This window comes from Exiguobacterium sp. s132, from assembly GCF_018617235.1.
GTDB classification, from domain to species: Bacteria; Bacillota; Bacilli; order Exiguobacteriales; family Exiguobacteriaceae; genus Exiguobacterium; species Exiguobacterium profundum.
Window position 1 is genome coordinate 1 of record NZ_JACSJU010000007.1, and the last position, 25,220, is coordinate 25,220.

Annotated in this window: 22 protein-coding genes and 2 tRNA genes; 1 reads left to right on the plus strand and 23 read right to left on the minus strand. The window is 49.4% G+C overall.

Annotation, left to right across the window (positions count from 1 at the left end; translation table 11 throughout):
* The coding region (locus tag KNO78_RS14985; protein ID WP_214691696.1) for a hypothetical protein at nt 1–201 on the plus strand (201 nt) is incomplete at its 5' end.
* A gap of 143 nt (nt 202–344) precedes the next feature.
* Here the strand turns inward: KNO78_RS14985 and lysS are convergent.
* From lysS to mfd, 23 genes are all read right to left on the minus strand, one after another.
* The gene (lysS, locus tag KNO78_RS14990) at nt 345–1,835 is read right to left on the minus strand and encodes a lysine--tRNA ligase (RefSeq protein WP_214691694.1); all 1,491 of its coding nucleotides are present in this window, start codon (nt 1,833–1,835) and stop codon (nt 345–347) included.
* A 148-nt stretch (nt 1,836–1,983) separates the two neighbouring features.
* Complete coding sequence (gene dusB / locus KNO78_RS14995) at nt 1,984–2,922, minus strand: tRNA dihydrouridine synthase DusB (protein ID WP_230872777.1); 939 nt, start codon at nt 2,920–2,922, stop codon at nt 1,984–1,986.
* Nucleotides 2,923–2,992: 70 nt separating this feature from the next.
* Nucleotides 2,993–3,490, minus strand: coding sequence for a 2-amino-4-hydroxy-6-hydroxymethyldihydropteridine diphosphokinase (gene folK, locus KNO78_RS15000; protein ID WP_159563161.1), 498 nt, complete (start codon nt 3,488–3,490; stop codon nt 2,993–2,995).
* Nucleotides 3,487–3,852, minus strand: a complete 366-nt coding sequence (folB, locus tag KNO78_RS15005; RefSeq protein ID WP_159563162.1) for a dihydroneopterin aldolase — start codon at nt 3,850–3,852, stop codon at nt 3,487–3,489. The genes folK and folB overlap by 4 nt, the downstream gene beginning before the upstream one ends.
* Nucleotides 3,845–4,630, minus strand: a complete 786-nt coding sequence (gene folP, locus KNO78_RS15010) for a dihydropteroate synthase (protein ID WP_214691692.1) — start codon at nt 4,628–4,630, stop codon at nt 3,845–3,847. The genes folB and folP overlap by 8 nt, the downstream gene beginning before the upstream one ends.
* An 11-nt stretch (nt 4,631–4,641) precedes the next feature.
* On the minus strand, nt 4,642–5,460 hold the full coding sequence (locus tag KNO78_RS15015; RefSeq protein WP_214691691.1) for an aminotransferase class IV: 819 nt from the start codon (nt 5,458–5,460) through the stop codon (nt 4,642–4,644).
* Nucleotides 5,444–6,028 carry an aminodeoxychorismate/anthranilate synthase component II gene (gene pabA / locus KNO78_RS15020; protein WP_214691690.1) on the minus strand — a complete coding sequence of 195 codons (585 nt, stop codon included), beginning with the start codon at nt 6,026–6,028 and terminating at the stop codon, nt 5,444–5,446. Before pabA ends, KNO78_RS15015 begins: the two co-directional genes overlap by 17 nt.
* Nucleotides 6,025–7,404, minus strand: a complete 1,380-nt coding sequence (locus KNO78_RS15025; protein WP_074035316.1) for an anthranilate synthase component I family protein — start codon at nt 7,402–7,404, stop codon at nt 6,025–6,027. The genes pabA and KNO78_RS15025 overlap by 4 nt, the downstream gene beginning before the upstream one ends.
* A 94-nt stretch (nt 7,405–7,498) precedes the next feature.
* Complete coding sequence (gene cysK / locus KNO78_RS15030) at nt 7,499–8,452, minus strand: cysteine synthase A (protein ID WP_012727717.1); 954 nt, start codon at nt 8,450–8,452, stop codon at nt 7,499–7,501.
* Nucleotides 8,453–8,536: 84 nt separating this feature from the next.
* Nucleotides 8,537–9,466 (minus strand): Hsp33 family molecular chaperone HslO, encoded by a 930-nt coding sequence (gene hslO, locus KNO78_RS15035; protein WP_159563166.1) that lies wholly within the window; start codon nt 9,464–9,466, stop codon nt 8,537–8,539.
* 19 nt (nt 9,467–9,485) lie between these two features.
* Entirely contained in the window at nt 9,486–10,250 is a 765-nt protein-coding gene (locus KNO78_RS15040; protein WP_074035307.1) for a type III pantothenate kinase, read from the minus strand.
* Nucleotides 10,251–10,343: 93 nt separating this feature from the next.
* A complete protein-coding gene (gene ftsH / locus KNO78_RS15045) occupies nt 10,344–12,368 on the minus strand; it encodes an ATP-dependent zinc metalloprotease FtsH (RefSeq protein ID WP_012727720.1) in 2,025 nt (674 codons plus the stop codon).
* A 105-nt stretch (nt 12,369–12,473) separates the two neighbouring features.
* A complete protein-coding gene (gene hpt / locus KNO78_RS15050; RefSeq protein WP_012727721.1) occupies nt 12,474–13,019 on the minus strand; it encodes a hypoxanthine phosphoribosyltransferase in 546 nt (181 codons plus the stop codon).
* Nucleotides 13,020–13,054: 35 nt separating this feature from the next.
* Complete coding sequence (gene tilS, locus KNO78_RS15055; RefSeq protein ID WP_214691689.1) at nt 13,055–14,281, minus strand: tRNA lysidine(34) synthetase TilS; 1,227 nt, start codon at nt 14,279–14,281, stop codon at nt 13,055–13,057.
* Nucleotides 14,282–14,349: 68 nt separating this feature from the next.
* Nucleotides 14,350–14,421: transfer RNA gene (locus tag KNO78_RS15060), tRNA-Glu, on the minus strand.
* Between the two features lie 9 nt (nt 14,422–14,430).
* A tRNA-Met gene (locus KNO78_RS15065) sits at nt 14,431–14,507 on the minus strand.
* Between the two features lie 142 nt (nt 14,508–14,649).
* A complete protein-coding gene (locus KNO78_RS15070; RefSeq protein WP_214691688.1) occupies nt 14,650–17,262 on the minus strand; it encodes a YhgE/Pip domain-containing protein in 2,613 nt (870 codons plus the stop codon).
* Between the two features lie 202 nt (nt 17,263–17,464).
* Nucleotides 17,465–17,977: a S1 domain-containing RNA-binding protein gene (locus tag KNO78_RS15075; protein WP_012727724.1), complete on the minus strand. Its 513-nt coding sequence runs from the start codon at nt 17,975–17,977 to the stop codon at nt 17,465–17,467.
* Between the two features lie 74 nt (nt 17,978–18,051).
* Nucleotides 18,052–18,426 carry an FtsB family cell division protein gene (locus KNO78_RS15080; protein WP_012727725.1) on the minus strand — a complete coding sequence of 125 codons (375 nt, stop codon included), beginning with the start codon at nt 18,424–18,426 and terminating at the stop codon, nt 18,052–18,054.
* A 42-nt stretch (nt 18,427–18,468) separates the two neighbouring features.
* Nucleotides 18,469–18,741 carry an RNA-binding S4 domain-containing protein gene (locus KNO78_RS15085; RefSeq protein ID WP_012727726.1) on the minus strand — a complete coding sequence of 91 codons (273 nt, stop codon included), beginning with the start codon at nt 18,739–18,741 and terminating at the stop codon, nt 18,469–18,471.
* A complete protein-coding gene (gene yabN, locus KNO78_RS15090; protein ID WP_214691686.1) occupies nt 18,738–20,153 on the minus strand; it encodes a bifunctional methyltransferase/pyrophosphohydrolase YabN in 1,416 nt (471 codons plus the stop codon). Before yabN ends, KNO78_RS15085 begins: the two co-directional genes overlap by 4 nt.
* Nucleotide 20,154: 1 nt before the next feature.
* The gene (locus KNO78_RS15095; protein WP_159563170.1) at nt 20,155–21,702 is read right to left on the minus strand and encodes a polysaccharide biosynthesis protein; all 1,548 of its coding nucleotides are present in this window, start codon (nt 21,700–21,702) and stop codon (nt 20,155–20,157) included.
* Nucleotides 21,686–25,213: a transcription-repair coupling factor gene (gene mfd, locus KNO78_RS15100; protein ID WP_214691685.1), complete on the minus strand. Its 3,528-nt coding sequence runs from the start codon at nt 25,211–25,213 to the stop codon at nt 21,686–21,688. The genes KNO78_RS15095 and mfd overlap by 17 nt, the downstream gene beginning before the upstream one ends.
* Nucleotides 25,214–25,220: the final 7 nt, after the last annotated feature.

The following is a 25,220-nucleotide window of genomic DNA, read 5'->3' on the forward strand; positions in this document are numbered from 1 at the left end:
CTTAAATTGACGAAGCTTGCGCTTCATTCAAAAATTGTAAAACTTTTTTTGCCTCATCGTTCAGTTTTCAAAGTTCGTCTGCCGCTCTTGGCGACTCTTAAAATAATACAAGTCATCGACACAGTTGTCAACCACTTTTTTATTTCTTTTCCGCTGCCATCAGCGGCAACGTTTATTACTTTACCGTACACCTCTCATTAACGCAAGGGGTTTTGTAAAAGTTTTTTTAAAAAAGTTTTATATCTTTAGTATCCCTTCTGTTTAACGGCATACCTATGCGTTTCGAGGCTATCAAAAATAAAGAAGCCGAATCATACTCACGTATGATCCGACCACTTAATTGATTATTGTTGATGACGCATCGTTGGGAAAAGAAGAACGTCACGGATTGAAGGCGCGTTCGTCAATAACATGACGAGACGGTCAATCCCGATTCCAAGCCCACCCGTTGGCGGCATACCATATTCAAGCGCTTCAAGGAAATCGTTATCGAGTTCGTGCGCCTCATCGTTCCCCGCTTCTTTTTCAAGCAACTGTGCTTCAAAGCGTTCACGTTGATCGATTGGGTCATTCAACTCCGTGAAGGCATTCGCATGTTCACGACGAACAATGAATAGCTCGAAACGATCCGTGAAGCGTGGATCTGTTTCATTCTTCTTCGCCAATGGTGATACTTCAACCGGATGTCCTGTGACAAATGTCGGTTGAAGCAATGTTTCTTCTACTTTCTGCTCGAAGAATTCATTCACGATATGACCAAACGTCATATGATCTTGTACTTCTACACCGTGTTCTTTTGCAAGTACTCGTGCTTCTTCATCGGACATTTGTTGCCAGAAGTCTACACCTGTCTCTTCTTTAACAAGGTCGACCATATGTGCACGTTTCCAACCGATGCCAAGATGGATCGTATCTTCACCATACTGCACATCTGTTGTACCGAGCACTTCTTTCGCTACGTGCGCAACCAATTCTTCCGTCAAATCCATGATGTCGTTGTAATCTGCATAGGCTTCATACAATTCGATCATCGTGAATTCAGGGTTGTGACGTGTAGAAATCCCTTCGTTACGGAATACACGCCCGATTTCGTACACGCGCTCGAGTCCACCAACAATCAAGCGTTTCAAGTGAAGTTCGATGGCAATACGCATATAAAGTTCCATATCTAACGCATTATGATGCGTTAAGAACGGACGTGCCGCTGCTCCACCCGCAATCGTGTGTAACATCGGTGTTTCCACTTCTAAATATCCTTTTTGGTTTAAGAAGTTGCGAATCTCAGAAATGATGCGGCTACGCAAAATGAATGTCTGACGCGAGTCCTGGTTTGTAATCAAATCAAGATAGCGTTGGCGATAGCGCTGTTCCACATCTTTTAATCCATGATATTTGTCCGGAAGCGGCCGAAGCGCCTTCGTCAATAATTCAAACTCTTCCACGTGAATCGAAAGCTCACCAACGTTCGTTTTAAAGAGCTTCCCTTTTACACCGACGATGTCACCGAGGTCTGAAGACTTGAATAAGTCAAACGGCTCATCCCCGACATCATTTTTACGAACGTAAATTTGAATTTGACCTGTCACATCTTGAATGTGGGCAAAGAAAACCTTCCCTTTCCCACGTTTCGTCATGATGCGTCCAGCCAATGTGACTTCTACATCTTGTTCAGCCAAAGCCTCTTTTTCAATTGATTCATACTGCTCATGTAATTCACCTGCGTGTGCAGAACGATCAAAGCGGTGACCGAACGGGTCGAGACCGCGCTCACGCATATCGGTCATCTTCTCAAAACGAACCTGCATTTGATCATTCATTTCTAACTCGTGGCTCACTATTCCATTCACTCCTCTATCCATATTGGGTTTCTCTCTAACAAAAAACTGTCGACCCGATGGCCAACAGCACAGCCGAAGCCGTTCATTCGTTGTGGTGCACTTTTTCGCCAAACAAGCTTACCATAAATTAGTTCTTTTCACTAGTTCACACTTCTGACAGTTGTCGTTCGAGTTGGTCCACAAATCCATAAAGGACCGCCGCGAACGCCTCGCGCGATTCCGTTTCATTGATTTGTTTGCGAATCGGACCACTGCCTTTCAACCCTTTCAAATACCAAGCCGCGTGTTGACGCATTTCGCGTACGGCTGTCAGCTCACCTTTGATTGCACTCAACCGGTCGAGATGAAGCATGCAGATATCGATTTTCTCACGCGCCTCTGGTTCCGGAGGGAGCTCCCCTGTTTCGAGGTACTGGACCGTTTGATAGAGCATCCACGGATTCCCGAGTGCAGCGCGTCCAATCATGACGGCATCCACACCATATTGGTCAATCACACGTTTCGCATCCTGCGGGGTCGCGATATCCCCGTTTCCGATAATCGGGACGGTCGCTACTTTCTTCGCCTCGCCAATCCAATCCCAATTCGCGGTTCCTTCATATTGTTGGGCACGCGTACGTCCATGAATGGCAATCGCTGCTGCTCCACCCGTCTGAGCCGCCTTAACATTATCCAAAATAAAGATGTGCTCGTCATCCCAACCGAGTCGCATTTTCACCGTGACCGGTTTTTCGACGACATTCGTGACGGCATTCACCATCTCATACACTTTATCCGGGTCGAGTAACCACTTCGCCCCTGCGTCACACTTCGTCACTTTCGGTACGGGACAACCCATGTTGATATCAATGATATCCGCATTGGTGTTTTGATCGACGTACTGTGCCGCTCTGACGAGTGTATCTTTCGAACCGCCAAAGATTTGTAAACTGAGCGGTTTCTCTCGTTCATCGACGTATAGCATACGCATCGTCCGAGCGTTCTCGAGCAAGATGCCTTTATCGCTAACCATTTCGGCACAGACGAGTCCCGCTCCGAACTCTTTTGCAATCAAACGAAAAGCAGGGTTGGTCACGCCAGCCATCGGTGCGAGGACTGCACGGTTTTTAATATCTATGTTTCCAATCTTAAAGCCTGTCAAGACAACACATCCTTCATTTCACCAAATTCCTAAGCAACTGTAACCGGACGACATCTTGGCGGTCCGTCATCGGTAGCCCTTCGAGCCAGGAGGCGACCGTTTGTCCTCGAACGACGAGTTCTGGTGCGATCTCTGCTAACGGGGCGAGAACAAATGCACGTTCCTGCATGCGCGGATGCGGAACCGTTAAGTGTTCTGATTGTATATCTTCCCCATTATAAAAGAGGATGTCAAGGTCGATGGTACGCGGTCCGTTCTTAAATAGACGTTCCCGTCCTAATCGTTGTTCGATCTGTTGAAGCGTGTTGAGCAGTTCGTCCGAGGATTGATGACTCTCGACTTCGACCACCATATTAAAAAACGAAGGTTGCTCTGTATATCCGACAGGAGCCGTCTCATAGACCGACGACTGTTTCGTGACGTGGAGACCTGTTCGCTCCATCTCATCGATTGCCGCAGACAACTGTCTAGCCCGATCTCCGATATTGGCGCCTAATGCAATATAAATCATGACGTCCGTCCCCTTGTCATCTCGATTGCTACTGAATCATAGTGTCCCGGGATGGGTGGGTCCGGTTTAATTACTTTAACCGTCACACGTTGAATCAACTCACTATGCGCCAACACGGCTGTCGTGATGCGTTCTCCGAGTGTTTCTAACAAATTGACCGGTTCTCCCGTCACAATATCTTCCGTCAACTGATACAAGCCGGCATAGCTGACCCCATTGTTTAAGTCATCCGAACGTCCCGCAGGCGCGAGGTCCAGTTCACACATTAAATCCACGTGAAACCGTTGACCGAGACGGTTTTCTTCTTCAAACACCCCATGATAACCGTAAAAACGCATCCCGTTCACAAATATTTTATCCATGTCTATCCCCTCCAATCATCGCATCCATCATCTTCGCCGCACGGGCGTTCGCTTTGACGTCGTGCACACGCACCCAATCGCACCCTTTCATGATTCCGAGACACGTTGTCGCAATCGTTCCTTCGAGACGCTCCTCTGTTGGTAAATCGAGCGTATGACCGATAAACGACTTACGCGACGTGCCGAGCAGAACCGGATACCCAAGACGTGTGATCACGTCAAGATGATTCATGAGTTCGAGGTTTTGCGTCACGTCTTTCGCAAATCCGATGCCCGGATCTAGCCAAATGTGCTCATCCTTTACGCCTGCTGCATGCGCAATCTCGATTGATTCCTGTAGATCGCTGACCACATCTTCGATGAAATGACGATAGTCCCGATTTGTTCGGTTGTGCATCAAAATGATTGAAACTCCATATTCGAAAGCGACACGTGCCATCGAGCGGTCTCCCCATTTCGAACCCCATACGTCATTGATAATCGTCGCACCGGCCTCGATTGCCGCTCTCGCCACCATCGGCTTATACGTATCAATCGAAATCGGAACATCGATTTCTTTTGTCAGTCGACGGATGATCGGGACGACACGTTCAATCTCTTCTTCTTCGGAAACAAGTACCGCGCCAGGTCTCGTTGATTCTCCACCGACATCAATCGCATCGGCACCTTCTTGTACGAGTTGTTTCGCATGTCGTACAGCCTCCTCGATTGCCGTATACCGTCCCCCATCCGAAAACGAGTCCGGGGTCACATTTAAAATACCCATGACCTTCGTCATGCTTCCGCCTCCTAATCAATTGAGCGAACGAGTTTCGCCCACACTTCGTTAAATCGTACCCCGTCTTTACCGGGGTATCTCAGATTTCCATAATGCGTCACCGGAGCGACTTGTTGGATTGAATTCGTCATCCAAATCTCTTTCGCTGCAGTCAATTCTTCAAATGTCACGGGTTGTTCGATTACAGAGAGATGTTTCATCACCCATTGTCGTGTCACACCTGCGAGTGCTCCGCTCGATAGCGGAGTCGTGTATAACATATCATCTGGACCGACCCAAAAGATGTTCGACACGAGCCCTTCCACCACATGTCCATGTTCGTCCGCAAATAGTCCTTCAGCGCCTTGGTCTTGTAAGGTCCGTTTTCCAAGGATATTGTTCATATAATGATGTGACTTTAATCGAAAAGCCGCTTCAGGACGACTTCTCGGAAACGGGATCGGTTCGACCCGTTTCTCCTGTGGTACAACTTCTGAGGATAGCGGTTTGACGATCATGGTGACGTTCGGTGTCTCATAACGACCCGCGTAGAGACCGAGGGGCGCAACTCCTGCCGACACGTTCAAGCGGATATAAAGGTCGGGTGCATCGTTTTGACGGCACAGTTGCTGAATCGCCGTCCCGATTTCTTCCTTCGTGTATGGAAAATCGATCCACAGCTCATCGAGACTCTTCATCAAGCGCTCCCAGTGGGCATCGAACAGGAAAGGAACGAATTCATATGTACGGAACGTCTCAAACAAGCCCATTCCATACAAGAAGCCGTGATCTTCAACCGGAATCAACACCTTCTCTCGTTCGACTAACTCTCCGTTATGCCAATACCACATGACGATACTCCTCGATAAAGTTTCGAATCATTTCCATCCCGTGCTCAGTCAAAATCGCTTCAGGGTGATATTGCACCCCTTCGATCGGAAGCGTTCGGTGACGAAGTGCCATGATTTCTCCAGTCTCCGTCTCGGCAGTGACCACTAGACATTCTGGTAGAGACGAACGCTCCACGGTCAACGAATGATAACGGGTCACGACCGACTGTTGCGGAATCTTCTTGAAAATCGATTTTCCGTCATGTTGAATCTTCGACGTTTTTCCATGCATGAGCCGCTCAGCATGGACGACTTCTCCACCAAACGCTTGCGCAATCGCCTGATGTCCGAGGCAAACCCCTAAAATCGGGATACGCCCCGCAAACGCTTGGATTGCCTCAACGCTAATTCCCGCCTCATTCGGAGTGCAAGGTCCCGGCGAAATGACAAGATAACTCGGGGCAAGCGCCTCAATCTCTTGAATCGTGACTTCATCGTTTCGATACACGACTAGTTCTTGACCGAGTTCACCGAAATATTGCACCAAGTTATACGTAAATGAGTCATAGTTGTCGATTAATACAATCATGTCGTTTCCTCCGTCATGTGTTTCGCCGCCCATAGCGCCTTCGCTTTGGACAGGGATTCTTCATATTCCGAGACCGGATCCGAATCGATCACAATACCTGCTCCCGCTTGAACGTATGCGATTCCGTCTTTTACGACCATCGTCCGAATCGTGATATTGAAGACGAGGTCGTCATCCCAACTTAACCAACCATATGAGCCAGTGTAGAGTCCCCGGCGAACTGGTTCGAGTTCTTCGATGATTTCCATCGTCCGAATTTTCGGTGCGCCGGTAATGGTACCGCCTGGGAACATCGCTGCCAGTGCTTCGGCTCCTGATACTTCATCCCGAATCGAACCTCGTACGTTCGATACGATATGTTGTACGTGTGAGTACTTCTCAATCACCATCAACTCATCAACATGAACGCTGCCATATGCCGCCACCTTGCCGAGGTCGTTCCGTTCAAGATCGACGAGCATGACGTGTTCGGCCCGCTCTTTCTCGTTTTCAAGCAATGTGTTCGCCAACTCCAAGTCTTCCACATCATCTTTGCCACGTGGACGCGTACCCGCGATCGGGCGTGTCGAAATGTCGGTTCCGTGTTTTTCAAGCAACAGCTCTGGTGAAGCGGAGACCATCGTTAAAGCGTCATCCACGAAATAGCCCATATAAGGAGATGGATTCATTTGACGCAACGTATCATATACTCGACGCGGGTCAGCGAGAAGCGGTTCGGACTGACGAACGCTCAAGTTCACTTGGAACACATCCCCTTCTACGATATAGGACTGAATCCGTTTGACCGCTTCAACAAACTCTTCCTGGGACATGGAGCGCGATCGTTCTATCGGTGACTGCCCTGTCGGCTTGAACGCGTAATGCGACTCGACGTTCCACATGGCCGCCAATCGGTCCGCCTTACGTTCTGCACCTTCCTCCGCCGTCACCATCAAGTACAGGGTCGAATCCACTTCATCGAACACCGCCACCTCGTCAAATAGAAGAAACGAGACGTCTGGTGTCGACAAATCATCCTCCGCTTGCTGAGGGAGACGTTCAATCGTCCGGGCCACATCATAACTGACATACCCGATCATGCCACCAAAGAAAGGAGGAGCCCCTTCCGGACGCTCGGCCTCAAATCGCTTCCGTACCTCACTGACGAGCTCAAGCGGCTTTCCGTATAGCGTTTCTGTCGTATCTCCCACTTGCAAGAGTCCGACACCGTCTTTTACATGAAAGCGACCGAACGGCTCGATTCCCGCAATCGTATACCGTCCCGCTCTCCCACTCTCTAACCATGCATGATACGGTTGATCCGCCGTCAACGTCATGTATGCCTCATACACCTTCTCTTTCGTCATCCGCTTTGTTCTGAACGCAGTCGATCTCACATGTCATTCCTCCGTCTATTCATTCATGCCTTTTATTGTACACAAGAAAAGGCAGCAATCGAAAGAGAATGTCTCTCGATTACTGCCTGAAATGTTATACGCGACTCTCGTTTGACTCTTCATCAAACTGATAGAGCGGCGTGCTCAAGTAACGTTCACCGTTTGAGGGGATAATCGCCAATACATTTTTCCCTTTACCAAGGCGTTTCGCTGTATCAAGCGCTGCCGCAATGGCAGCTCCTGAAGAGATACCACCGAGGACACCGTTCGTACGTGCCGCCTGACGAGCATATTCGAACGCTTGCTCTGTCGTGATTTGAAGAACCCCTTCATAAATCTCCGTGTCGAGGATGGATGGAACGAATCCAGCCCCAATCCCTTGAATCTTATGAGGTCCCGGTTTCCCGCCTGATAAGACAGGTGAATCGACCGGTTCAACGGCGAGAATTTTTACGTCCGGGTACTTCGCCTTCACGACTTTACCTGCGCCGGTGATGGTACCGCCCGTCCCGACTCCGGCAATCAAAGCGTCGACTGAAAGTCCTGATTCTTCAAACGCCTCTACAATCTCAGGTCCCGTCGTCATTTCATGGACGTTCGGGTTAGCTGCATTATTGAATTGTTGCGGGAGGAAGTAGCCATGTTTCTCTGCTTCTTCAGTAGCGCGACGAATCGCTCCACCCATCCCTTCAGGTCCTGGTGTCAAAATTAATTCGGCCCCGTATCCACGAAGGAGGTTTCGGCGTTCCATGCTCATCGTTTCAGGCATGACTAGAATGGCTTTATATCCTTTTGCGGCACTGACCATCGCGAGACCGATGCCCGTGTTTCCGCTAGTTGGCTCGATGATTGTATCACCTGGCTTCAAGATGCCGTCTTTTTCAGCCGCTTCGATCATGGCGAGGGCGATCCGGTCTTTGACGCTTGATCCCGGGTTCATATATTCGAGCTTCAGATACACGTTGGCATCCTCTGGTCCAGTCATTCCGTTCAATTTCACAATCGGAGTCTTTCCAATCAAGTCTGTTACTGAGTTTACGATACGCATTGCATTTCCTCCTTCATAATTCCGACTATTCCGATATTGTTATCATACCCTATCGAATTGAAAATATGCAATTTGGAACGTTGCCTACGCCTGTGCCTGTACTTTCATCGTCTCTAACTGTTCCGCTGAGAAATGATACTTTTCGCCACAGAAATGGCATACGGCTTCAGCTCCGCCATCTTCTTCAATCATCTGACGAATCTCTTCTTTTCCGAGACCGATAATGGCGCTTTCCATTCGTTCACGGCTGCATGTGCAGTTGAACTGAATCGGGTTCGTGTCGAGGACATCGAGGCTATCGCCAAGGAGTAATTGAAGCATTTCTTCTGGCGTTTTTTCTTCACCAATCAAAACCGATACGGGCGGGAACGTCTGAAGTGCTTTTTCGAGCGCTTGTACCGTCTCTTCAGAAGCGTTCGGGAGCAACTGGACGATGATTCCACCTGCAGCAAGAATCGATTCATCTTCCGGTAAGACGAGGACACCCGCCCCGACGACTGACGGTACTTGCTCAGATGTGGCGAAGTAGTACGTGAAGTCTTCACTGATTTCGCCCGTTTGAATCTCTGAAGAACCGCCGACATAGTCTTTCAATCCTAAGTCTTTAATGACAGAAATGGTTCCTTTTCCGACGGCTTCGCCGACTTTCAATTTCGTCAACCCTTGTTCGTTGACGAATGTACCGCCATCGACACGCGGGTACGACACATATCCACGAACATCTCCCGCTGTATCCGCGTCCACGATGATTTTCCCGATTGGACCATCACCTTCTACTTTAAGCGTGACACGCGCTGCACCTTTTTGCATCGCTCCAATCATCGAGCCGATCGTCATCGTCCGTCCGAGGGCAGCTGAAGCAACTGGTGTCGTTTGATGACGAAGTTGCGTCTCATATACCGTTTTTGTCGTGCGTGCGGCAAAGGCACGAACCTCTCCGTTAAAACCGAGGGCACGAACGAGATAGTCATCCTTCATCTGGTCGAGTAATGCTTGTTGTTCTGTATGAATCATATGATTTAACTCCTTTAGTTTACTTTTGATTGCGCTCGTAAATGAGACGGAGGCCTTCGAGTGTCAGGAACGAATCCACATGGTCGATTGTCTCTGCATGTTCACTGATCAATCGCGCCAGCCCTCCCGTTGCAATGACAGTCGCTTCACCGACTTCACGCTTCATCCGGTTCACGATACCGTCCACTTGGGCCACATATCCATAATATGTCCCCGATTGCATCGCTTGAATCGTGTTCTTCCCGATGACTGTCGGCGGGGTCGCCAATTCAATCCGAGGTAGTTTCGCGGCACGCTGATAGAGTGCCTCCACTGAGATCATGATACCTGGTGAGATGATTCCGCCATGGTAACGACGTTTCTCATCGATGTAACAATACGTGGTTGCCGTTCCAAAATCAACAATTATGAGCGGACCGTCATACTTGGCGATTCCAGCCACCGCGTTAACGATTCGGTCGGCCCCGACTTCGCGAGGATTCTCGACGTGAATGTCCAACCCTGTCTTCACACCTGGTCCCACAACGATTGGACGTACATTGAAGTATCGTTGCGACATTTGTTCAAGTGGGAAAATAACAGGAGGTACGACAGAAGATAAGATCACTCCCTCGACCTGGTCGAACGAGACGTTCGAATGATCGAATAGCGATTTCACCAGCATGCCGTACTCGTCGGTCGTTTTTGTACGATCCGTTGAGATGCGCCAATGGTGTACGAGATGATCTCCATCGTACATCCCGAGAACAATATTTGTATTTCCAACATCAATCACTAAAATCATGATATAGTTCCTCACTTTGTTGTCAATTGCAGTTCGCTCGAATTATAACACGAAAAAAGACGAATGCCTCGTCAAGGGCATTCGTCTTTTTCATTAACGTGATTCGTTATTCGGACGTTCTGTCGGTGTCGCTTCTGGCTTATCGCCTTCAGGTACGACATCCGGCTGGCTGTCTTGGACAACTTCAGGTTGATCGACGACTTGACCGTGTTGAACGGCTGCATCATCTTTCTTCGCTGCGTCATCCGCATCCGTCGATCCATCCACGTCCTCTTCCGGCTCATGCGGAAGATACTCGCGTGTCTTGATCAAATGACGAATCTGTTTCGAGTCGAGCGTCTCGACATCAAGCAGCGTCTTTGCAACGAGTTCGAGATCTTCGCGACGATCTGTCAAAATCTGCTTCGCTTTCGCGTAACAGCGATTGATGATGTCTCGAATCTCCAAATCGATTTCTTGCGCAATCGCATCCGAGTAGTTCTGCTCGGTCTGGAAATCGCGACCAAGGAAGACTTGTCCGCCATGGTTTGAACCGAGCTGGAGCGGTCCGAGTTTATCGCTCATCCCGTAATCCATGACCATCTTACGTGCGATACCAGTAGCGCGCTGGAAGTCATTGCTCGCTCCGGTCGACACTTCTCCAAAGATGACATCTTCGGCGACGCGACCACCAAGAAGACCGACAATCTTGTCTTCGAGTTCAGGTTTTGTCATGAAGTAACGATCTTCTTTCGGAAGCATGACGACATATCCGCCCGCGTTTCCGCGTGGAACGATTGTCACTTTGTGTACTTCATCCGCATTCTCAAGCTCGAGACCGATGATTGTGTGACCTGCTTCGTGATATGCAACAATGTTGCGCTCTTTTTCAGAGATGATGCGACTCTTCTTCGAAGGACCTGCGATAACACGGTCAATCGCTTCTTCCACATCGACAACTGAAACAGCTGTACGGTTCGAACGTGCCGCAACGAGTGCCGCTTCGTTCAAGAGGTTCTCTAAGTCTGCCCCAGAGAAACCAGGCGTACGTTGTGCAATCGACTTCAAGTCCACCGTCGAATCGAGTGGCTTGTTACGTGCATGGACTTTCAATACTTCTTCGCGCCCTTTGACATCCGGACGATCGACCGTAATTTGACGGTCAAAACGACCTGGACGAAGGAGGGCCGGGTCAAGGATATCTGGACGGTTTGTCGCCGCAACCATGATGATTCCTTCGTTATCACTGAATCCATCCATCTCAACAAGAAGTTGGTTCAGTGTTTGTTCACGCTCATCGTGTCCACCACCGAGACCGGCACCACGCTGGCGACCGACCGCATCAATTTCATCGATGAAGATGATACATGGCGCATTCTTTTTCGCGTTTTCGAACAAGTCACGAACACGTGACGCCCCGACCCCGACAAACATCTCAACGAAGTCCGAACCTGAGATCGAGAAGAACGGAACACCGGCTTCACCGGCTACCGCACGAGCCAAGAGTGTTTTACCTGTCCCTGGAGGACCTACGAGTAAGACCCCTTTTGGAATACGTGCGCCGAGTTTCGAGAATTTGCGAGGATCTTTCAAGAATTCAACGACTTCGATGAGTTCTTGCTTCTCTTCGTCCGCCCCAGCCACATCTTTGAATGTGACGCGACGTTTCTCTTGGTCGTATAGTTTCGCCTTCGATTTCCCGAAGTTCATCACACGACCACCACCGCCACCACCTTGCGCTTGGTTCAACAAGAAGAAGAACAAGATGAAGATGATAATGAATGGTAAAATCGCGAAGACGATGCTGAACCAGCTACTGTTGGATTCAGCCTCCTCGATTTGAATATCCGTATTCGCTCGAAGCTGCGTTAATACATCCGCATATTCCGCTTCGTTCGCTGGAATGTTTGTTTCATAACGTTGGTCTTCATCTCCTGTAAGATCGCCTGTAATCGAGATAGCCCCCGGGATTTCTTGTACGGTTGCCGTCTCAATCCGATCATCTTCCACATATTCTAGGAATTTCGAATACGAGAGCGTTTCACTCTGACTATTCGGATTCTGCAAATATTGAAGGAACAAGATCAAGGCTAGGAAAATCACACCAAAAACCAATGTGTTTTTCACTGCACGATTCATTCTCTGCCTCCTATTCCGAGAAACGATGTTCTCGCCCATTCAGTATATGCCTATACTTTGGGGATTTCCTTTATCTTACCACGTCACATTTTCAAAAGAAAAACGTTAGCCCCCGTAAACGCTCGGTTTGAGCACACCGACATAAGGAAGGTTACGATATTTCTCTTCATAATCAAGACCGTAGCCGACAACGAATTCGTGTGGAATCACGAAACCACTATAGTCTGCTGATAAACCATTTTTACGGCCAGTCGGCTTATCGAGAAGCGTGACAATCTTCACAGACTTCGCTTTACGGTATTTAAGAAGATCGACGAGGTAACCAAGCGTCAATCCACTATCAATAATATCTTCTACAATCAAGATGTCGCGTCCTTCTACAGATGTATTTAAATCTTTCTCGATTTTCACTTCACCTGTCGAAGAAGTTCCTCCATGATACGTCGACACGTCCATGAAATCCATCTCTAAATGGATATCCATTTCTTTGACGAGGTCCGACATGAATGGCATCGCGCCTTTCAATACACATACGAGAAGCGGGAACTCTTCTTTATAGTCTTCGCTCAATGTTCCAGCGAGTTCTTTCACCTTTTCTTGAATCTCTTCACGTGAGATTAAAATTTTCTCCATATCGTTCATTAATGACATCTTGAAATCCTCCTCTTTCTGTTTCGACACAATCATCATTTTACCATTAATCGTAGGCAAATCGCATCCGACTTGTCTAGAAATTCTGAAACTCTTACCCCAACAATCGCGAGAATTCGTCCCGAGGCGTCCTCAAGCAACGGGAGCGTCGGTCGAATGGTTCGCTCAACCTTTTCATCGATTAGGATGCGGGATACTTTTTTTGTCCCCACGTTCAACTGCATTCGATCTCCAGGTGCGAGCGAACGAATTGTCAGCGGATAAGTGATTTCCTTTAGCGGAATACCTTCTCGTCCTTCTTCGATGGACAACGAAACCGTACGCTTTCCAAATTGAACGACGGCCGGTAACGACTCGACCTGAACGGGGTGAAGTGATGCTTCTGTCGAACGTTGTACAAGATTAAGTACCCTCTTCTGCTTCATCATGAACCACTCACCTGACAGGTGATAGGTTCCGGTGTCCTTTTGACTCATGCTTAACTTTTCGACCGCCTCACCGACCTCTACCCCATAGCGACGGGACAGCAAGCGAGCGACCGTATACCGCTCAAGTGAGGATAAGCGATTAAACTCATCAAGTTTCACATGAAACGCTTTCATTTCAAGATCCACATTTTCTTCAATCCATCGCCCACATGACTGGTAACGCATGTCCCATTCAGCGTATGCCTGTTTCGCCGTATCGTATACATCGTCAACGACTGTCGGCCACAGTTGTTTCAGCCTCGGGATGATTTCGTGACGGATCCGATTCCGTAAATAGGTCACTTCCTGATTGGTGGCATCTTCCCTCCAGGCAAGTTCGTTTTTCCGAGCATACTCGATGAGTTGCACCTTTGTTTCTCTTAATAAAGGACGGATCAACGTCCCACGCCCGAACGTTCTTCTCTCGGGAATTCCTTTCACTTCGATTACGTTTCGGTGAAGTTGAATGAGAACCGTCTCCAACACATCATCCGCATGATGAGCCGTGGCCAGTGTATCGTATCCATGTTCATTCATGACGTCTTCAAAAAAGCGGTAGCGGGCCTTACGGTAATGAGCCTGTGATGCTCCTTCTTGAAAATGGAGACGCGTCCCATGAAACGCGACTTGGTAGGATGCCGCTACGTGTGCGACGAACGTGTACTCTTCATCTGATGCTTCTCGTAAACCGTGATGGACGTGCGCCACCGCCACATCCCATCCTTGCTTGACGAGACGGTCCAATAAGACAATGGAATCGACTCCACCCGACACAGCGACGAGTACCTTTTTCATGAATTCCCTCCTTGATATAACAAAAGAAGCCATCTCGATTGAGATGGCTTCTTTACGCTTAGGTTAAGTGACCCGTACGGGATTCGAACCCGTGTTACCGCCGTGAAAGGGCGGTGTCTTAACCGCTTGACCAACGGGCCTAAATAAAATGGTAGCGGCGGAGGGAGTCGAACCCACGACCTCACGGGTATGAACCGTACGCTCTAGCCAGCTGAGCTACACCGCCATGTTATTGTTGTGTCCTAAGCACATTTTCTATAATAACCAGTCACCATTCGAGTGTCAATTCTTTTTTTATATTTTTTTAAGAAAAAAATCGTGTATAGTGTCGTCTTCCCCACTATACACGATTTTGTATCGTATTTACATCATGCTTCTGATGCGACTTGACGATATTTTTTCTTCCATGCGATCCGGAAGTACGCCCATAGTAATGCAAAACATCCGGCAGCCACAAACACTAAATAGGTTGTCGCCGTCTGCAAGTACTGCGCACCATCTGCCGATAGAATTTCTTTATATCCGGCAACCGTATACGTCATTGGAAGCAAGGCATTGAATGGTTGCAATGCTCTTGGAATCAATTCAAGCGGGAACGTCCCGGCTGACGTCGTCAATTGTAAAATCAACAAGACGATCGCCACGAAACGTCCAGGGTTTCCGAGTGTTGTCACGAGCAACTGTACGATAAAGAGGAACGTGATGCTCGTCAACCAGCTGAAACCGAAGAATTTCAATGGTTCGCTCACTTCAAGACCGAGCAGTTGCACCATAGCCACATCGAGAATCAAGGCTTGCAAGAATCCGACGACCATGAGGACACCAGATTTCGACAATACCCACGATAGACTACGTTTCGGGCGCCCTGCTGGATCGTATAATGGATAAACGATCGAGAGAAGGAGTGCCCCAACGAAAAGTCCGAGTGACATAAAGTACGGAGCAAATCCAGTACCGTAGTTTGGCACCTCGTGAATCGAGTTGTCGACGAGCGACACTGGACCGGCCATCATCTCGACGTTGTCATCTGTTAGACCGATGTCTGCGTCTTTCGCACCTTTTACCAAGGCGTCACGAAGTTCATCGCTACCTGATGCGAGCTCTTTCATTCCGTCAGCGAGTTCACCGCTACCGTCTGAAAGTTCTTGTCCACCATTCGCGAGCTGATTCGCGCCATCCGTTAGCTTGCTCGTTCCGGCTCCGGCACCCTTCGCACCTTCGGCCAGTTCACGGCTTCCTGACTGCAGCTTTTGACCACCGTCCGCTAATTGATTCGCACCATTCACCAATTCATTCGTACCGGTGCTTGCGCTCTTCGCTCCATCCGCAAGCTTTTCGCTACCCTCAGACAACTGTCCAGTCGCGTCTACAAGCTTGTCACTTCCAGCGGCGAGCTCAGTTGTCCCATCTTGAAGTTGTGTCGCGCCTTGATTGAGCTTCGCACTCGCTGACACAAGTTCTTGGGAACGATCGGCCGCCGTTTGTGTACCTTGCTCGATTTGACTTGAACCACTTGCCAATGCGTTCGCACCTTCGGCCAATTTCGTTTGACCGGTACTCAATTCAGAAAGTCCAGTCGATAGTTTGTCTGCACCTGTACCTGCCTGATCAAGACCTGCGCCAAGTGCGACCTGTCCTTCTTTCACTTTTGTCGCGCCAGCGGATAGTTGATCAAACCCGGCCGCCGTCTCTTGCTTCCCTTCGCTCAGTTGTGCCGCAATGGCTTGAAGCATTTCAGGTGATGCCGATTGACCCGACTCAGCGAGCGCTGTCAATTGTCCAATCAACTCATCTTGTTTCGCAGTCAATTCAGACTTCATTTGTCCGATTCCATTGACCACGTCTGTTTGACCCGCAACAAGTGCCGCGTTTCCGTCCTTCGCCTGAGTCAACGCTCCTGAGAGTTTTGTGGCACCATCCTGTAATGCAGATGCCCCCTCTTTCGAGCGCTCGATGCCGGCAGTAAGGTCTTGAACACCTTGGTTCAACGTCTTCGCACCTGTGTGCAGCTCATCTAGTTTAGATGCGAACGCTCCTGTTCCGTCAACGAGTTGGCTCGTCCCGCCTTGTAAGGCAGAAGCGCCCTCGCTGACACGATGGACCCCGTCCGAAAGTGAGGCTGAGCCCTCGTATACTTGTTGACTGCCATCCGCGAGTGCAGATGAGCCATCGGCCAATTGCGAAACACCATCACGTAATTGACTTGCTCCATTCGCCAGTTCCCGTTGTTTCGAAGCGAGAAGCTTCGTCCCATCCGCGAGTTCTGATGAACCATCGGCCAACTGAGTCATCCCATCGTTTAATTGGCTTGCTCCATCCGCGAGCTCACGTTGTTTCGAAGCGAGAAGCTTCGTCCCGTCCGCCAACTTGACGGCACCGTCTTTTGCTGACGTTGAGCCGTCCGCAAGTGTCGCTGCACCATCTGCGGCCTCACCAAGTCCGTCTGCCACATCATTCAATCCGTCTTTCAACGCACTGACATACTGTTTCGAGACTTCGGTCGACAGTTCCGCTTTGACTTGTTCCATCGCGGAACCACCAATTTGTGCGGCTAAGAAGTTATACGATTCATTTGCGATATACTTCAGTTCGAGTTGCTCCGGATGTTCATCTAAAGCAGTCGTCGCTTTTTCTGAAAAGTTTTCTGGAATCTCGATCGCCATGTAGTAGTCATGGTCTTTCAGTCCAGATTCCGCTTCTTTCTTCGTCGTTTCGACGAACTCGAACGCCTCCGAATCCAGCAGCTTATCAATGAGGTCATCTCCAATTGCAAGCGACTCCCCTTCAAACGTTGCCCCTTTGTCTTCATTGACGATGGCGACCGGCAAATCTTTCATCTGTCCATACGGATCCCAAAAAGCCCATAAGAACATACCGGCGTACATTAACGGTACGAGTGCGACCGCAAGAATCGGAACCAACACACGTGGGTTCTTGAAGATACTTCGCCACTCCGCCGTCCACAGTTTCCATCCATTCATTTTTCTCTCCACCTTCACTTATAAAACATAACTATTTTTTCATGTTCCCTATTTTGCTCCCTTCCTCGAAAAAAAGCAACTCTTTTAGTTATTTTTTATAATTTTTTTAAACAGAAAAAAAGCCATGAACGAAAATGTTCATGGCTCGTCTCATTACAAGACCTCTATGGTTACGAGTAGAAGCTAATTGGTATACGAAGGATTACCCGCGCTTGGCTCCGCGTCCACCGCGTTTTGAGTCTGTTTGACGTTTCAACGTCGAAAGACGCTCGTCGCTATCTTTCAAGAACTTACTCATCAATGTATCAAATGTTTCTGGTTCACGACGTTGTTCACGACGACCGCCACCACGTGGGCCGCCACCGCGTGGACCGCCGCCACCGCGTGGACCACCTTGACCTGGGCCACCTGGACGTGGGCCACGAGAGAAACGCTCACCAGCTGGACGCTCAGGACGCTCAGGACGTTCGCTTACAGGACGGTCGACTGCTTTCTTGATGGACAACCCGATTTTCCCATCATTTTCGACGTTCAACACTTTTACCGTGACTTCTTGACCGACTGTCAACACTTCGTTAATGTCTTTGACGTAAGAGTCTGCCACTTCACTGATGTGTACTAATCCTGTCTTGCCATTTGGGAGCTCGACGAACGCTCCGAAATGCGTAATCCCTGTAACCTTACCTTGTACCTTGCTTCCTACTTCAATTGACATAAAATAATGTACTCCTTTTTTGATTGATTCTTTCTAATTATACGAGTCGTTTCCCTAACGGTCAACGAACCGACTTATTCCTCTGGCGAGAAGTAGAAAATAATCTCTCCATCTTTAGAGAAAAGCAGTTCGTTTCGTGCTAAGTTCGCGATATAATCTTCATCCTGTAACCGTTCCACTTGCTCTTTCAACTCATCCTGTTCGGCCTGCTGTTCACGCAACTCCACTTTTGCTTGTGCGTAGGCTTGTTGCTGGTCCGATACGTACCCTACTTTCGAGAAGTAACTCTGTCCAATCAACACCATGACAAATAAAAACAGGAGAGAGGCTGCCGCCAAACGACGTCGAAGATGAACTCGTCGGCGATGTGTATCTTTTTCTAGCTGTTCTCTACGCTCATCTAGCGCTCGAATGCGTCGTTGTCGATCCATCGGATTACGTCCGTTCATCGCCTCATCCCCCTCCTCTTAATACATTAAGTATACTTTTTTTTATGAGTTGATACTACCGTCCATCTTCTCTTCTTTAAGTAAACGATACATTTCTTTCGCATCTTCTTTACGTGCATGTTCTGCGATTGAATCGATGACGACCGTGACGAGTTTATTTCCGAAGCGAATTTGTAACTCATCTCCGACTTTGACTTCTGTGCTCGCCTTCGCGACTTGCCCATTCAGTTGGATTCGTCCTTGGTCCGCCACTTCTTTTGCCAACGTGCGACGCTTGATTAGACGTGACACTTTTAAAAACTTATCTAGTCTCATAAACCTTTCTCCTTTGCCTCGTTCCAAAGCGCATCCATCTGTTCGAGTGTCATCTGGTGAAGGTCACCGTTCGCTTCCACATACTCGAATCGACGTTTGAACTTTCGGTTCGTCTGTTCTAATGCTTGCTCGGCATTCAGCCCAACGTATCGCGCGATGTTCACGATGGAGAACAATACGTCCCCAAGTTCCGATTCATCACTTAGGTCTTCATGCCATTCTTTTAACTCTTCTTCCAGTTTTTCGAAGGCACCGGATACGTCATCCCACTCAAATCCGACGTGAGCCGCTTTCTTTTGAAGTTGCTCCGCTCGCATCAATGAAGGTTGGTCGACGAGAACACCATCGAGTTGCGATTGTTTCTTTTCCCCTTTTTCCGTCTGTTTAATCGCATTCCAGTTTTTCACCACGTCAGAGGCATCTTCGACGGTGACATCGCCAAAGACGTGTGGATGGCGGCGCACCATCTTCTCACTGATGGAACCGATTACGTCACGAATATCGAAATAGCCCTCATCTTCTCCGATTTGAGCATGCAACATCACTTGGAGCAAGACGTCACCGAGTTCTTCGATGATGGCATCATCGTCTTCTGCATTGATTGCTTCAATCAACTCATACGCCTCTTCTAATAGGTACTTGCGAAGTGACGCATGCGTCTGTTTACGATCCCACGGGCACCCGTCTGGTCCTCGAAGCGTTGCGATGATTTGTTTGAGTGTCGCAAAATCCTTCGCCAAATACGATTCATCCACGAGCGGTGGAACGTAGAGGGTCGTCAAGTTATTCACTTCCGCCATCCGGTCCATTTCGAATAACGGAATGTGCTCAATCCGTTCTTGCGTCGTACCGGCAGCCGTCACAAGGGTGACGGGATGGTCGTCCGGATACCGTTCCATCAATTGCACTTTGACGTCACCCGCCACGAATCCATCGTACACTTGCCCGATAAGCACATGTTGGGTCACCTGTAAACGTTCAAGGTCGAGTGCGGTCGCATCGAGCAGTTGAAATCCATTGATTGGGTCGATCCGGAGCGCCTGGAACATGGCATCGAGGAAACTTTGACCACCGAGTACATGAAGGTCGGCACCGCGTTCCACCAATAGTTCGACGGTCCGTTCCGCTACGAACGGGTGGCCCGGTACGGCGTATGTGATCGCCATTTCTTCACTTTTACTCAACAACGTCTCGACAATTTGGTCATAAACTTCTTCAAACGTATCACTCGATTCATAGACCGAATCAAATGATTCGAACACGAGTCCTTCCGCTTCTAACTCTTGAACGACAGGATGTTCTTTTGTGCGCAACCAGACGAGCGGTTGTTGTTTTAAATGGCGGTACACACCGAGCGGCAATTGATTCAACTCACCAGACCCGAGTCCGACCACCGTGATTGTATAACCCATATTAGTTCTCCTTTTTCTCGAGCACATCGAGCAGTCGACTTCCGAACGGGATCAGTTCCCATTCCGCAAGTGACAGCATTCGCGTACTCCATAATCTCCATATATAAAGGACGGCACCGCTACACACCATTCCGATTAACCAACCGAACGCAGTGATTCGCGAATCGACCCACATCTGACCTAGCCAGTTTAACACGCCAATGAGGAACAACATCGGTACGAGGGCTTTCCATAGCGATTTATAATGTTTCGATCGAAATGATCCGAGCGGAATCGAACGGTCAAGCGCCCGAAAATTATAGAATGCCATCGCTAAAAATCCAATCGACGTCCCGATTGCCGCGCCTTCGATTCCGTAACTCGGGACAAGCCATGCGTTTACCATACTTTTCACTAAAATTGCGACGACCATACTTCGTGCCGCGACCCACTCTCGGTCAATCGCCTGCAAACAAGTCATACTCGCAATCGCCAAGGAGGCAGCAAACGTACTCGTCGCTAAGAAGACAAGGGCTCGCGTCCCGGACTCGTCTTCAAACAAGGCCACGTTCAAGAAAAACATGACTCCCATCAACCCGATGGTCGCTGCACCAGCAATCGCCGTCGTCACACGAATCATCGAACGGAGTCCCTGTGTCGTCTTTTGGAGATGCCCTGCCCGATAGTGACGGACGAGCGTCGGCACGTTGGCCATCCCGATGGTCGTGGTGAACAAAATGGCGAATTGCACGAGCGGATATCCTCGATCGAACACTCCTTTGCTCACCTTCGCCTCATATGTGCCACCCATCAAATTGACGATGGTGAAGGAGTCGACCAGTTGCATCCATAAAATCCCGAGTGATGCGAATCCGACCGCGAAACCCGTCGTCAACAAGAGTTTCATTCCTCTCCGAAACGTGACGCGGCGCACCCTCACAATCCGCACTCCTCGTGCGCGATAAACTAAAAAGGCAATCGCCACAAGCCCACCGATGAGCGTCGCACCATACGCATATTGACTGAGCGTATATGCATCTTTTCCGAGACGGACCCCAATCCATAATAGGGACAGCATGACCGTCACGCGGACAAAGTTCTCGAGCACTTGCGACCATGCGCTCGGTCGTAAGTCATCTCTCGATTGAAAAGCCCCGCGCAACACGGCTGACGCCGGCATGAGTAAATAACTCAAACTGATCACGCGAAGTGCAGGAGCTAGCTGCTCATCTCCAAGCCATTTCGCTAGGGTCGGGGCAAACAGCCATACCGTGACGACAAGCATGGACGAGAGTAGAAGTAAGGCGTAAAAGCTTCCCCATAAGACTTCTAACTTACGATTCGTCCCTTTCGCACCGACGCCGATTTTCGCAATGACGACCGGCATCGCATAAATGCCGAGTGACGCCACGATGGCCGCGAACGGATAGACGGTTTGATAGGCATAAAGTCCGAAGTCCCCCGCCAAGTTTTGATAGGGGACACGATAGGCGAAGCTGATCAGTTTCGATACGTAGCCGGCAAGGGCGAACAGAACGACGCCTTGCGCAAACTTACTTGGCGACCGCATCGCCCACCAACCGCTTCATCAGTTCTTCTAATACAGTATCGGCATCATTCAAGAGCTCTGTTAGCGGCATCCGACCGCTGAGTGACAGTTTCAAGGCGCCGTCTTCTTGCCCTACGCCAAGCTTACGACCAAGAGGCATCGACCACTCCATGAAGGACGGGACATCCAGAGCCGTCGTCGATTCTTTCGATAAGACAATTTCGATACGTCCTGGCGTCTGCTTGATTCGACTCACTTTTGCCAGTTCTCCATAAATACGCAGACGTGTCAATTGAATGAGCAACGCGACCGGTTCCGGGAATTCGCCAAATCGTTCAATCAGTTCATCTTGAAGGGCGAACAACGCGTTCGGCGTATCTACATATTTGAAGCGTTTGTACATCTCAATCTTCAATTCGCTATCTGACAAGTAGTCATCAGGGATATACGCATCGGCCTGGAAAGTGATCTCCGGTTTGAAGACGACTTGTTTCGCTTGTCCACGCATGCGGTCTTTCCGTTCCTCAATGGCTTCAGAGAGCATTTGTGAGTACAGATCGAAACCGACCGAATCGATGAATCCAGACTGTTGTGCACCGAGTAAGTTCCCGGCCCCACGAATCGACAAGTCGCGCATCGCAATCTTAAAACCACTGCCGAGCTCTGTGAACTCTTTGATGGCCTGAAGACGACTTTCTGCCACTTCCGTCAAGCGCTTGTCTTTCCGATACGTAAAGTACGCATAGGCGATGCGATTCGAACGTCCGACACGACCTCGGAGTTGGTAGAGCTGGGACAGTCCCATTTTGTCGGCATCGTGGACGATGAGGGTGTTGACGTTTGGAATGTCGATTCCCGTCTCGATGATTGTCGTTGAGACTAAAATATCCGCCTCGCCCTCTAGGAAGCTGATTAACTGGCTCTCGAGCTCACTTTCAGTCATACGTCCATGGGCCGTAGCAATTCGTGCATCCGGCAATAAGGCCCGGATCTCTTCCGCTTTCCGTTCGATCCCTTCGACACGGTTATAGAGGAAGAACGCCTGTCCTCCGCGAGCGAGTTCACGTTCGAGCGCTTCACGCAAGACGATGCCGTCGTATTCCATGACGTATGTTTGGACAGGATAACGATTCTCTGGCGGTGTCTCCAATACGGACAAGTCACGGATTCCGATCATCGACATATGCAATGTCCGTGGAATCGGTGTCGCCGTCAACGTGAGGACGTCGATGTTCGTCTTCAACTGTTTCAGACGCTCTTTATGTTTGACGCCGAACCGTTGTTCTTCATCGATGATGACGAGACCGAGGTTGGCGAACGTCACGTCTTTGGACAACACGCGGTGTGTCCCGACGACGATGTCAATGGTACCTTCTTTCAAACCTTTCTTCGTCGCCGTCATTTCACTCTTCGAACGGAAACGACTCATGACCGATACGTTGATCGGGAATTCGCTGAACCGCTCGAGCATCGTTTCATAATGCTGTTGGGCGAGGACGGTCGTCGGGACAAGAAAGGCCACTTGTTTACCGGCGAGTACGGCTTTGAACGCCGCCCGAATTGCCACTTCCGTTTTCCCGTATCCGACATCTCCACACAAAAGGCGATCCATCGGACGGGAGCGTTCCATATCCGCCTTGATTTCTGCAATCGAACGGACCTGGTCTTCTGTCTCGGCGTACGGGAAAGAGGATTCGAACTGACCCATTTCTTCATCGTCCGGAGGGAACGCGAAACCGACCGAGGCCTCTCGTGCCGCGTACAATTTAATGAGCTCATCAGCAATGTCTTCAACCGATTTGGCAACTTTCGATTTTACTTTCTTCCACTCGGTGCCGCCGAGTTTATAAATCTTTGGCTCTTTTCCTTCGGCACCGACATATTTTTGGACGAGATCGATTTGGTCGACCGGCACGTAGAGGGCGTCGTCCCCTGCATAGACGAGGTGCAGGTAATCCTGATGGATTCCACCGACCTCGATTGTTTTAATGCCAAGGTACTTCCCGATTCCGTGGTGCACGTGGACGACATAATCGTTCGGTTTCAGCTCTTGGTAACTCTTGATTCGTTCGGCGTTCGTCAAATTCTTCGTCTGACGTTTTCGTTTCGTCACACGCTTGAACAACTCTTCTTCCGATATGACAACGAGACGGCTCGTCGACAGTTCGAATCCCCCTTCGATTTGACCGATGATGACCGAGACACGTCTCGGTTCTAACTCTCCATCGACATTGGTGAAGGTCGAGGCGATTCCATAGTCGGAAAGAAGCGCTTCAATCTTATCTGCACGCGACTTATCCCCCGCAAGTACGACGATTCGTTGATCACCTTGCTGCCATCGTTCGACTTCCTGCTTCAATAGATGCATCTGACCGTGGAACGCCGGTAGCGGACGACAGCTCAAATGGACCGTACCGCTCTCCGGAATGCCCGAACGACGAGACGGAAGCAAGGAGAACGCGACTTGCTTCAAGTCGCGGAAGACTTTATGCATCGGGACGGCGAGCGTGTAATTGCTGACAGCCTCCCCTTTTTCGATAAGTGAGGAGAACCATTCCGCCTCTTCACGATCCTGTACGTCCGCAGCGTCCTCGATTCGTGCCACCTCATCTAAAATGAGGACGGCGTCTTTCCCAACGTAGTCAAGGAGTGTGGACGTATAGAGCAATGGCGAATACTTCCCAACTTTCTCCGGAAGGTCTCCACGCTCAAGCCGCTCGATGTCTGTCATGACTCCTTCTTCAAGGGCTTGACGGATCACTTCATTCCCAATCAACTCGACGGTTCGGTCGTACTGCTTCCGAAGCGTACCGCCCGCCTGCTTCAGCTGATTCTCCGTTGCGATGAACTCGGTCGCAGGCGTAATGCACACTTCCCCCACTACACCAAGCGAGCGTTGCGTTTCCGCGTCAAACGTGAAAATTGAGTCAATCTCGGTGTCGAACAGGTCGATTCGATATGGGCGCGCTTCTGTAAGCGGATAAACATCTAGAATACTCCCTCGTACGGAAAATTCACCAGGTGTCGTCACCGTTGCCGTTCGTTCATAGCCCATGCCCGTCAATTGTTTCGAAAAATCCGCTAAATCGAGGTCACTTCCTGGCTTCAACATGATGCGACTGTCTTGCCACGCTTCCGGACTTGGTACATAGCGTCGTAATCCACCAAGCGGCACGACAACAACGCCTCCTGTTTGGTCGAGGAGACGAGTACGGGCATCAATTCGGGCGGCTAACAGTTCCGGACTAGACGTCAGTGACAGTTCACCTGCTAGCGTCTCATCGATCGGATACAACAACGTTTTGTCCGGACCGATGAGTGATTCAAGTTGATCGAACATCTTTTGGGCTTGATACATGTTATGCGTCACGACAATAAGACGTCTCGAGGACGATTTCACGAGTCCAGCCAAGACGAGCGCTTTTGCGCTTGTCGTCAAACCCGTCACCAATTGACGGTCTACTTTTTGGAGTCGCTCTCGAATCACATTCGTTTCAGGGAGCGCCACCATAAATCTCTCTAAAGCATTCATTTGTTTT

Bases quoted from the DNA above. Each gene is read 5' to 3' on its own strand.
- KNO78_RS15095 (WP_159563170.1), bottom strand. From the start codon at position 21,702: ATGCGGTCGCCAAGTAAGTTTGCGCAAGGCGTCGTTCTGTTCGCCCTT.
- pabA (WP_214691690.1), bottom strand. From the start codon at position 6,028: ATGATTGTATTAATCGACAACTATGACTCATTTACGTATAACTTGGTG.
- dusB (WP_230872777.1), bottom strand. From the start codon at position 2,922: ATGGCTGGCGTGACCAACCCTGCTTTTCGTTTGATTGCAAAAGAGTTC.
- hslO (WP_159563166.1), bottom strand. From the start codon at position 9,466: ATGATTCATACAGAACAACAAGCATTACTCGACCAGATGAAGGATGAC.
- hpt (WP_012727721.1), bottom strand. From the start codon at position 13,019: ATGTCATTAATGAACGATATGGAGAAAATTTTAATCTCACGTGAAGAG.
- KNO78_RS15070 (WP_214691688.1), bottom strand. From the start codon at position 17,262: ATGAATGGATGGAAACTGTGGACGGCGGAGTGGCGAAGTATCTTCAAG.
- folP (WP_214691692.1), bottom strand. From the start codon at position 4,630: ATGACGAAGGTCATGGGTATTTTAAATGTGACCCCGGACTCGTTTTCG.
- yabN (WP_214691686.1), bottom strand. From the start codon at position 20,153: ATGGGTTATACAATCACGGTGGTCGGACTCGGGTCTGGTGAGTTGAAT.
- KNO78_RS15080 (WP_012727725.1), bottom strand. From the start codon at position 18,426: ATGAACGGACGTAATCCGATGGATCGACAACGACGCATTCGAGCGCTA.
- KNO78_RS15085 (WP_012727726.1), bottom strand. From the start codon at position 18,741: ATGAGACTAGATAAGTTTTTAAAAGTGTCACGTCTAATCAAGCGTCGC.
- KNO78_RS15075 (WP_012727724.1), bottom strand. From the start codon at position 17,977: ATGTCAATTGAAGTAGGAAGCAAGGTACAAGGTAAGGTTACAGGGATT.
- cysK (WP_012727717.1), bottom strand. From the start codon at position 8,452: ATGCGTATCGTAAACTCAGTAACAGACTTGATTGGAAAGACTCCGATT.
- mfd (WP_214691685.1), bottom strand. From the start codon at position 25,213: ATGAATGCTTTAGAGAGATTTATGGTGGCGCTCCCTGAAACGAATGTG.
- KNO78_RS15040 (WP_074035307.1), bottom strand. From the start codon at position 10,250: ATGATTTTAGTGATTGATGTTGGAAATACAAATATTGTTCTCGGGATG.
- folB (WP_159563162.1), bottom strand. From the start codon at position 3,852: ATGGATAAAATATTTGTGAACGGGATGCGTTTTTACGGTTATCATGGG.
- ftsH (WP_012727720.1), bottom strand. From the start codon at position 12,368: ATGAATCGTGCAGTGAAAAACACATTGGTTTTTGGTGTGATTTTCCTA.
- KNO78_RS15015 (WP_214691691.1), bottom strand. From the start codon at position 5,460: ATGTGGTATTGGCATAACGGAGAGTTAGTCGAACGAGAGAAGGTGTTG.
- folK (WP_159563161.1), bottom strand. From the start codon at position 3,490: ATGATTTATATTGCATTAGGCGCCAATATCGGAGATCGGGCTAGACAG.
- tilS (WP_214691689.1), bottom strand. From the start codon at position 14,281: ATGAAAAAGGTACTCGTCGCTGTGTCGGGTGGAGTCGATTCCATTGTC.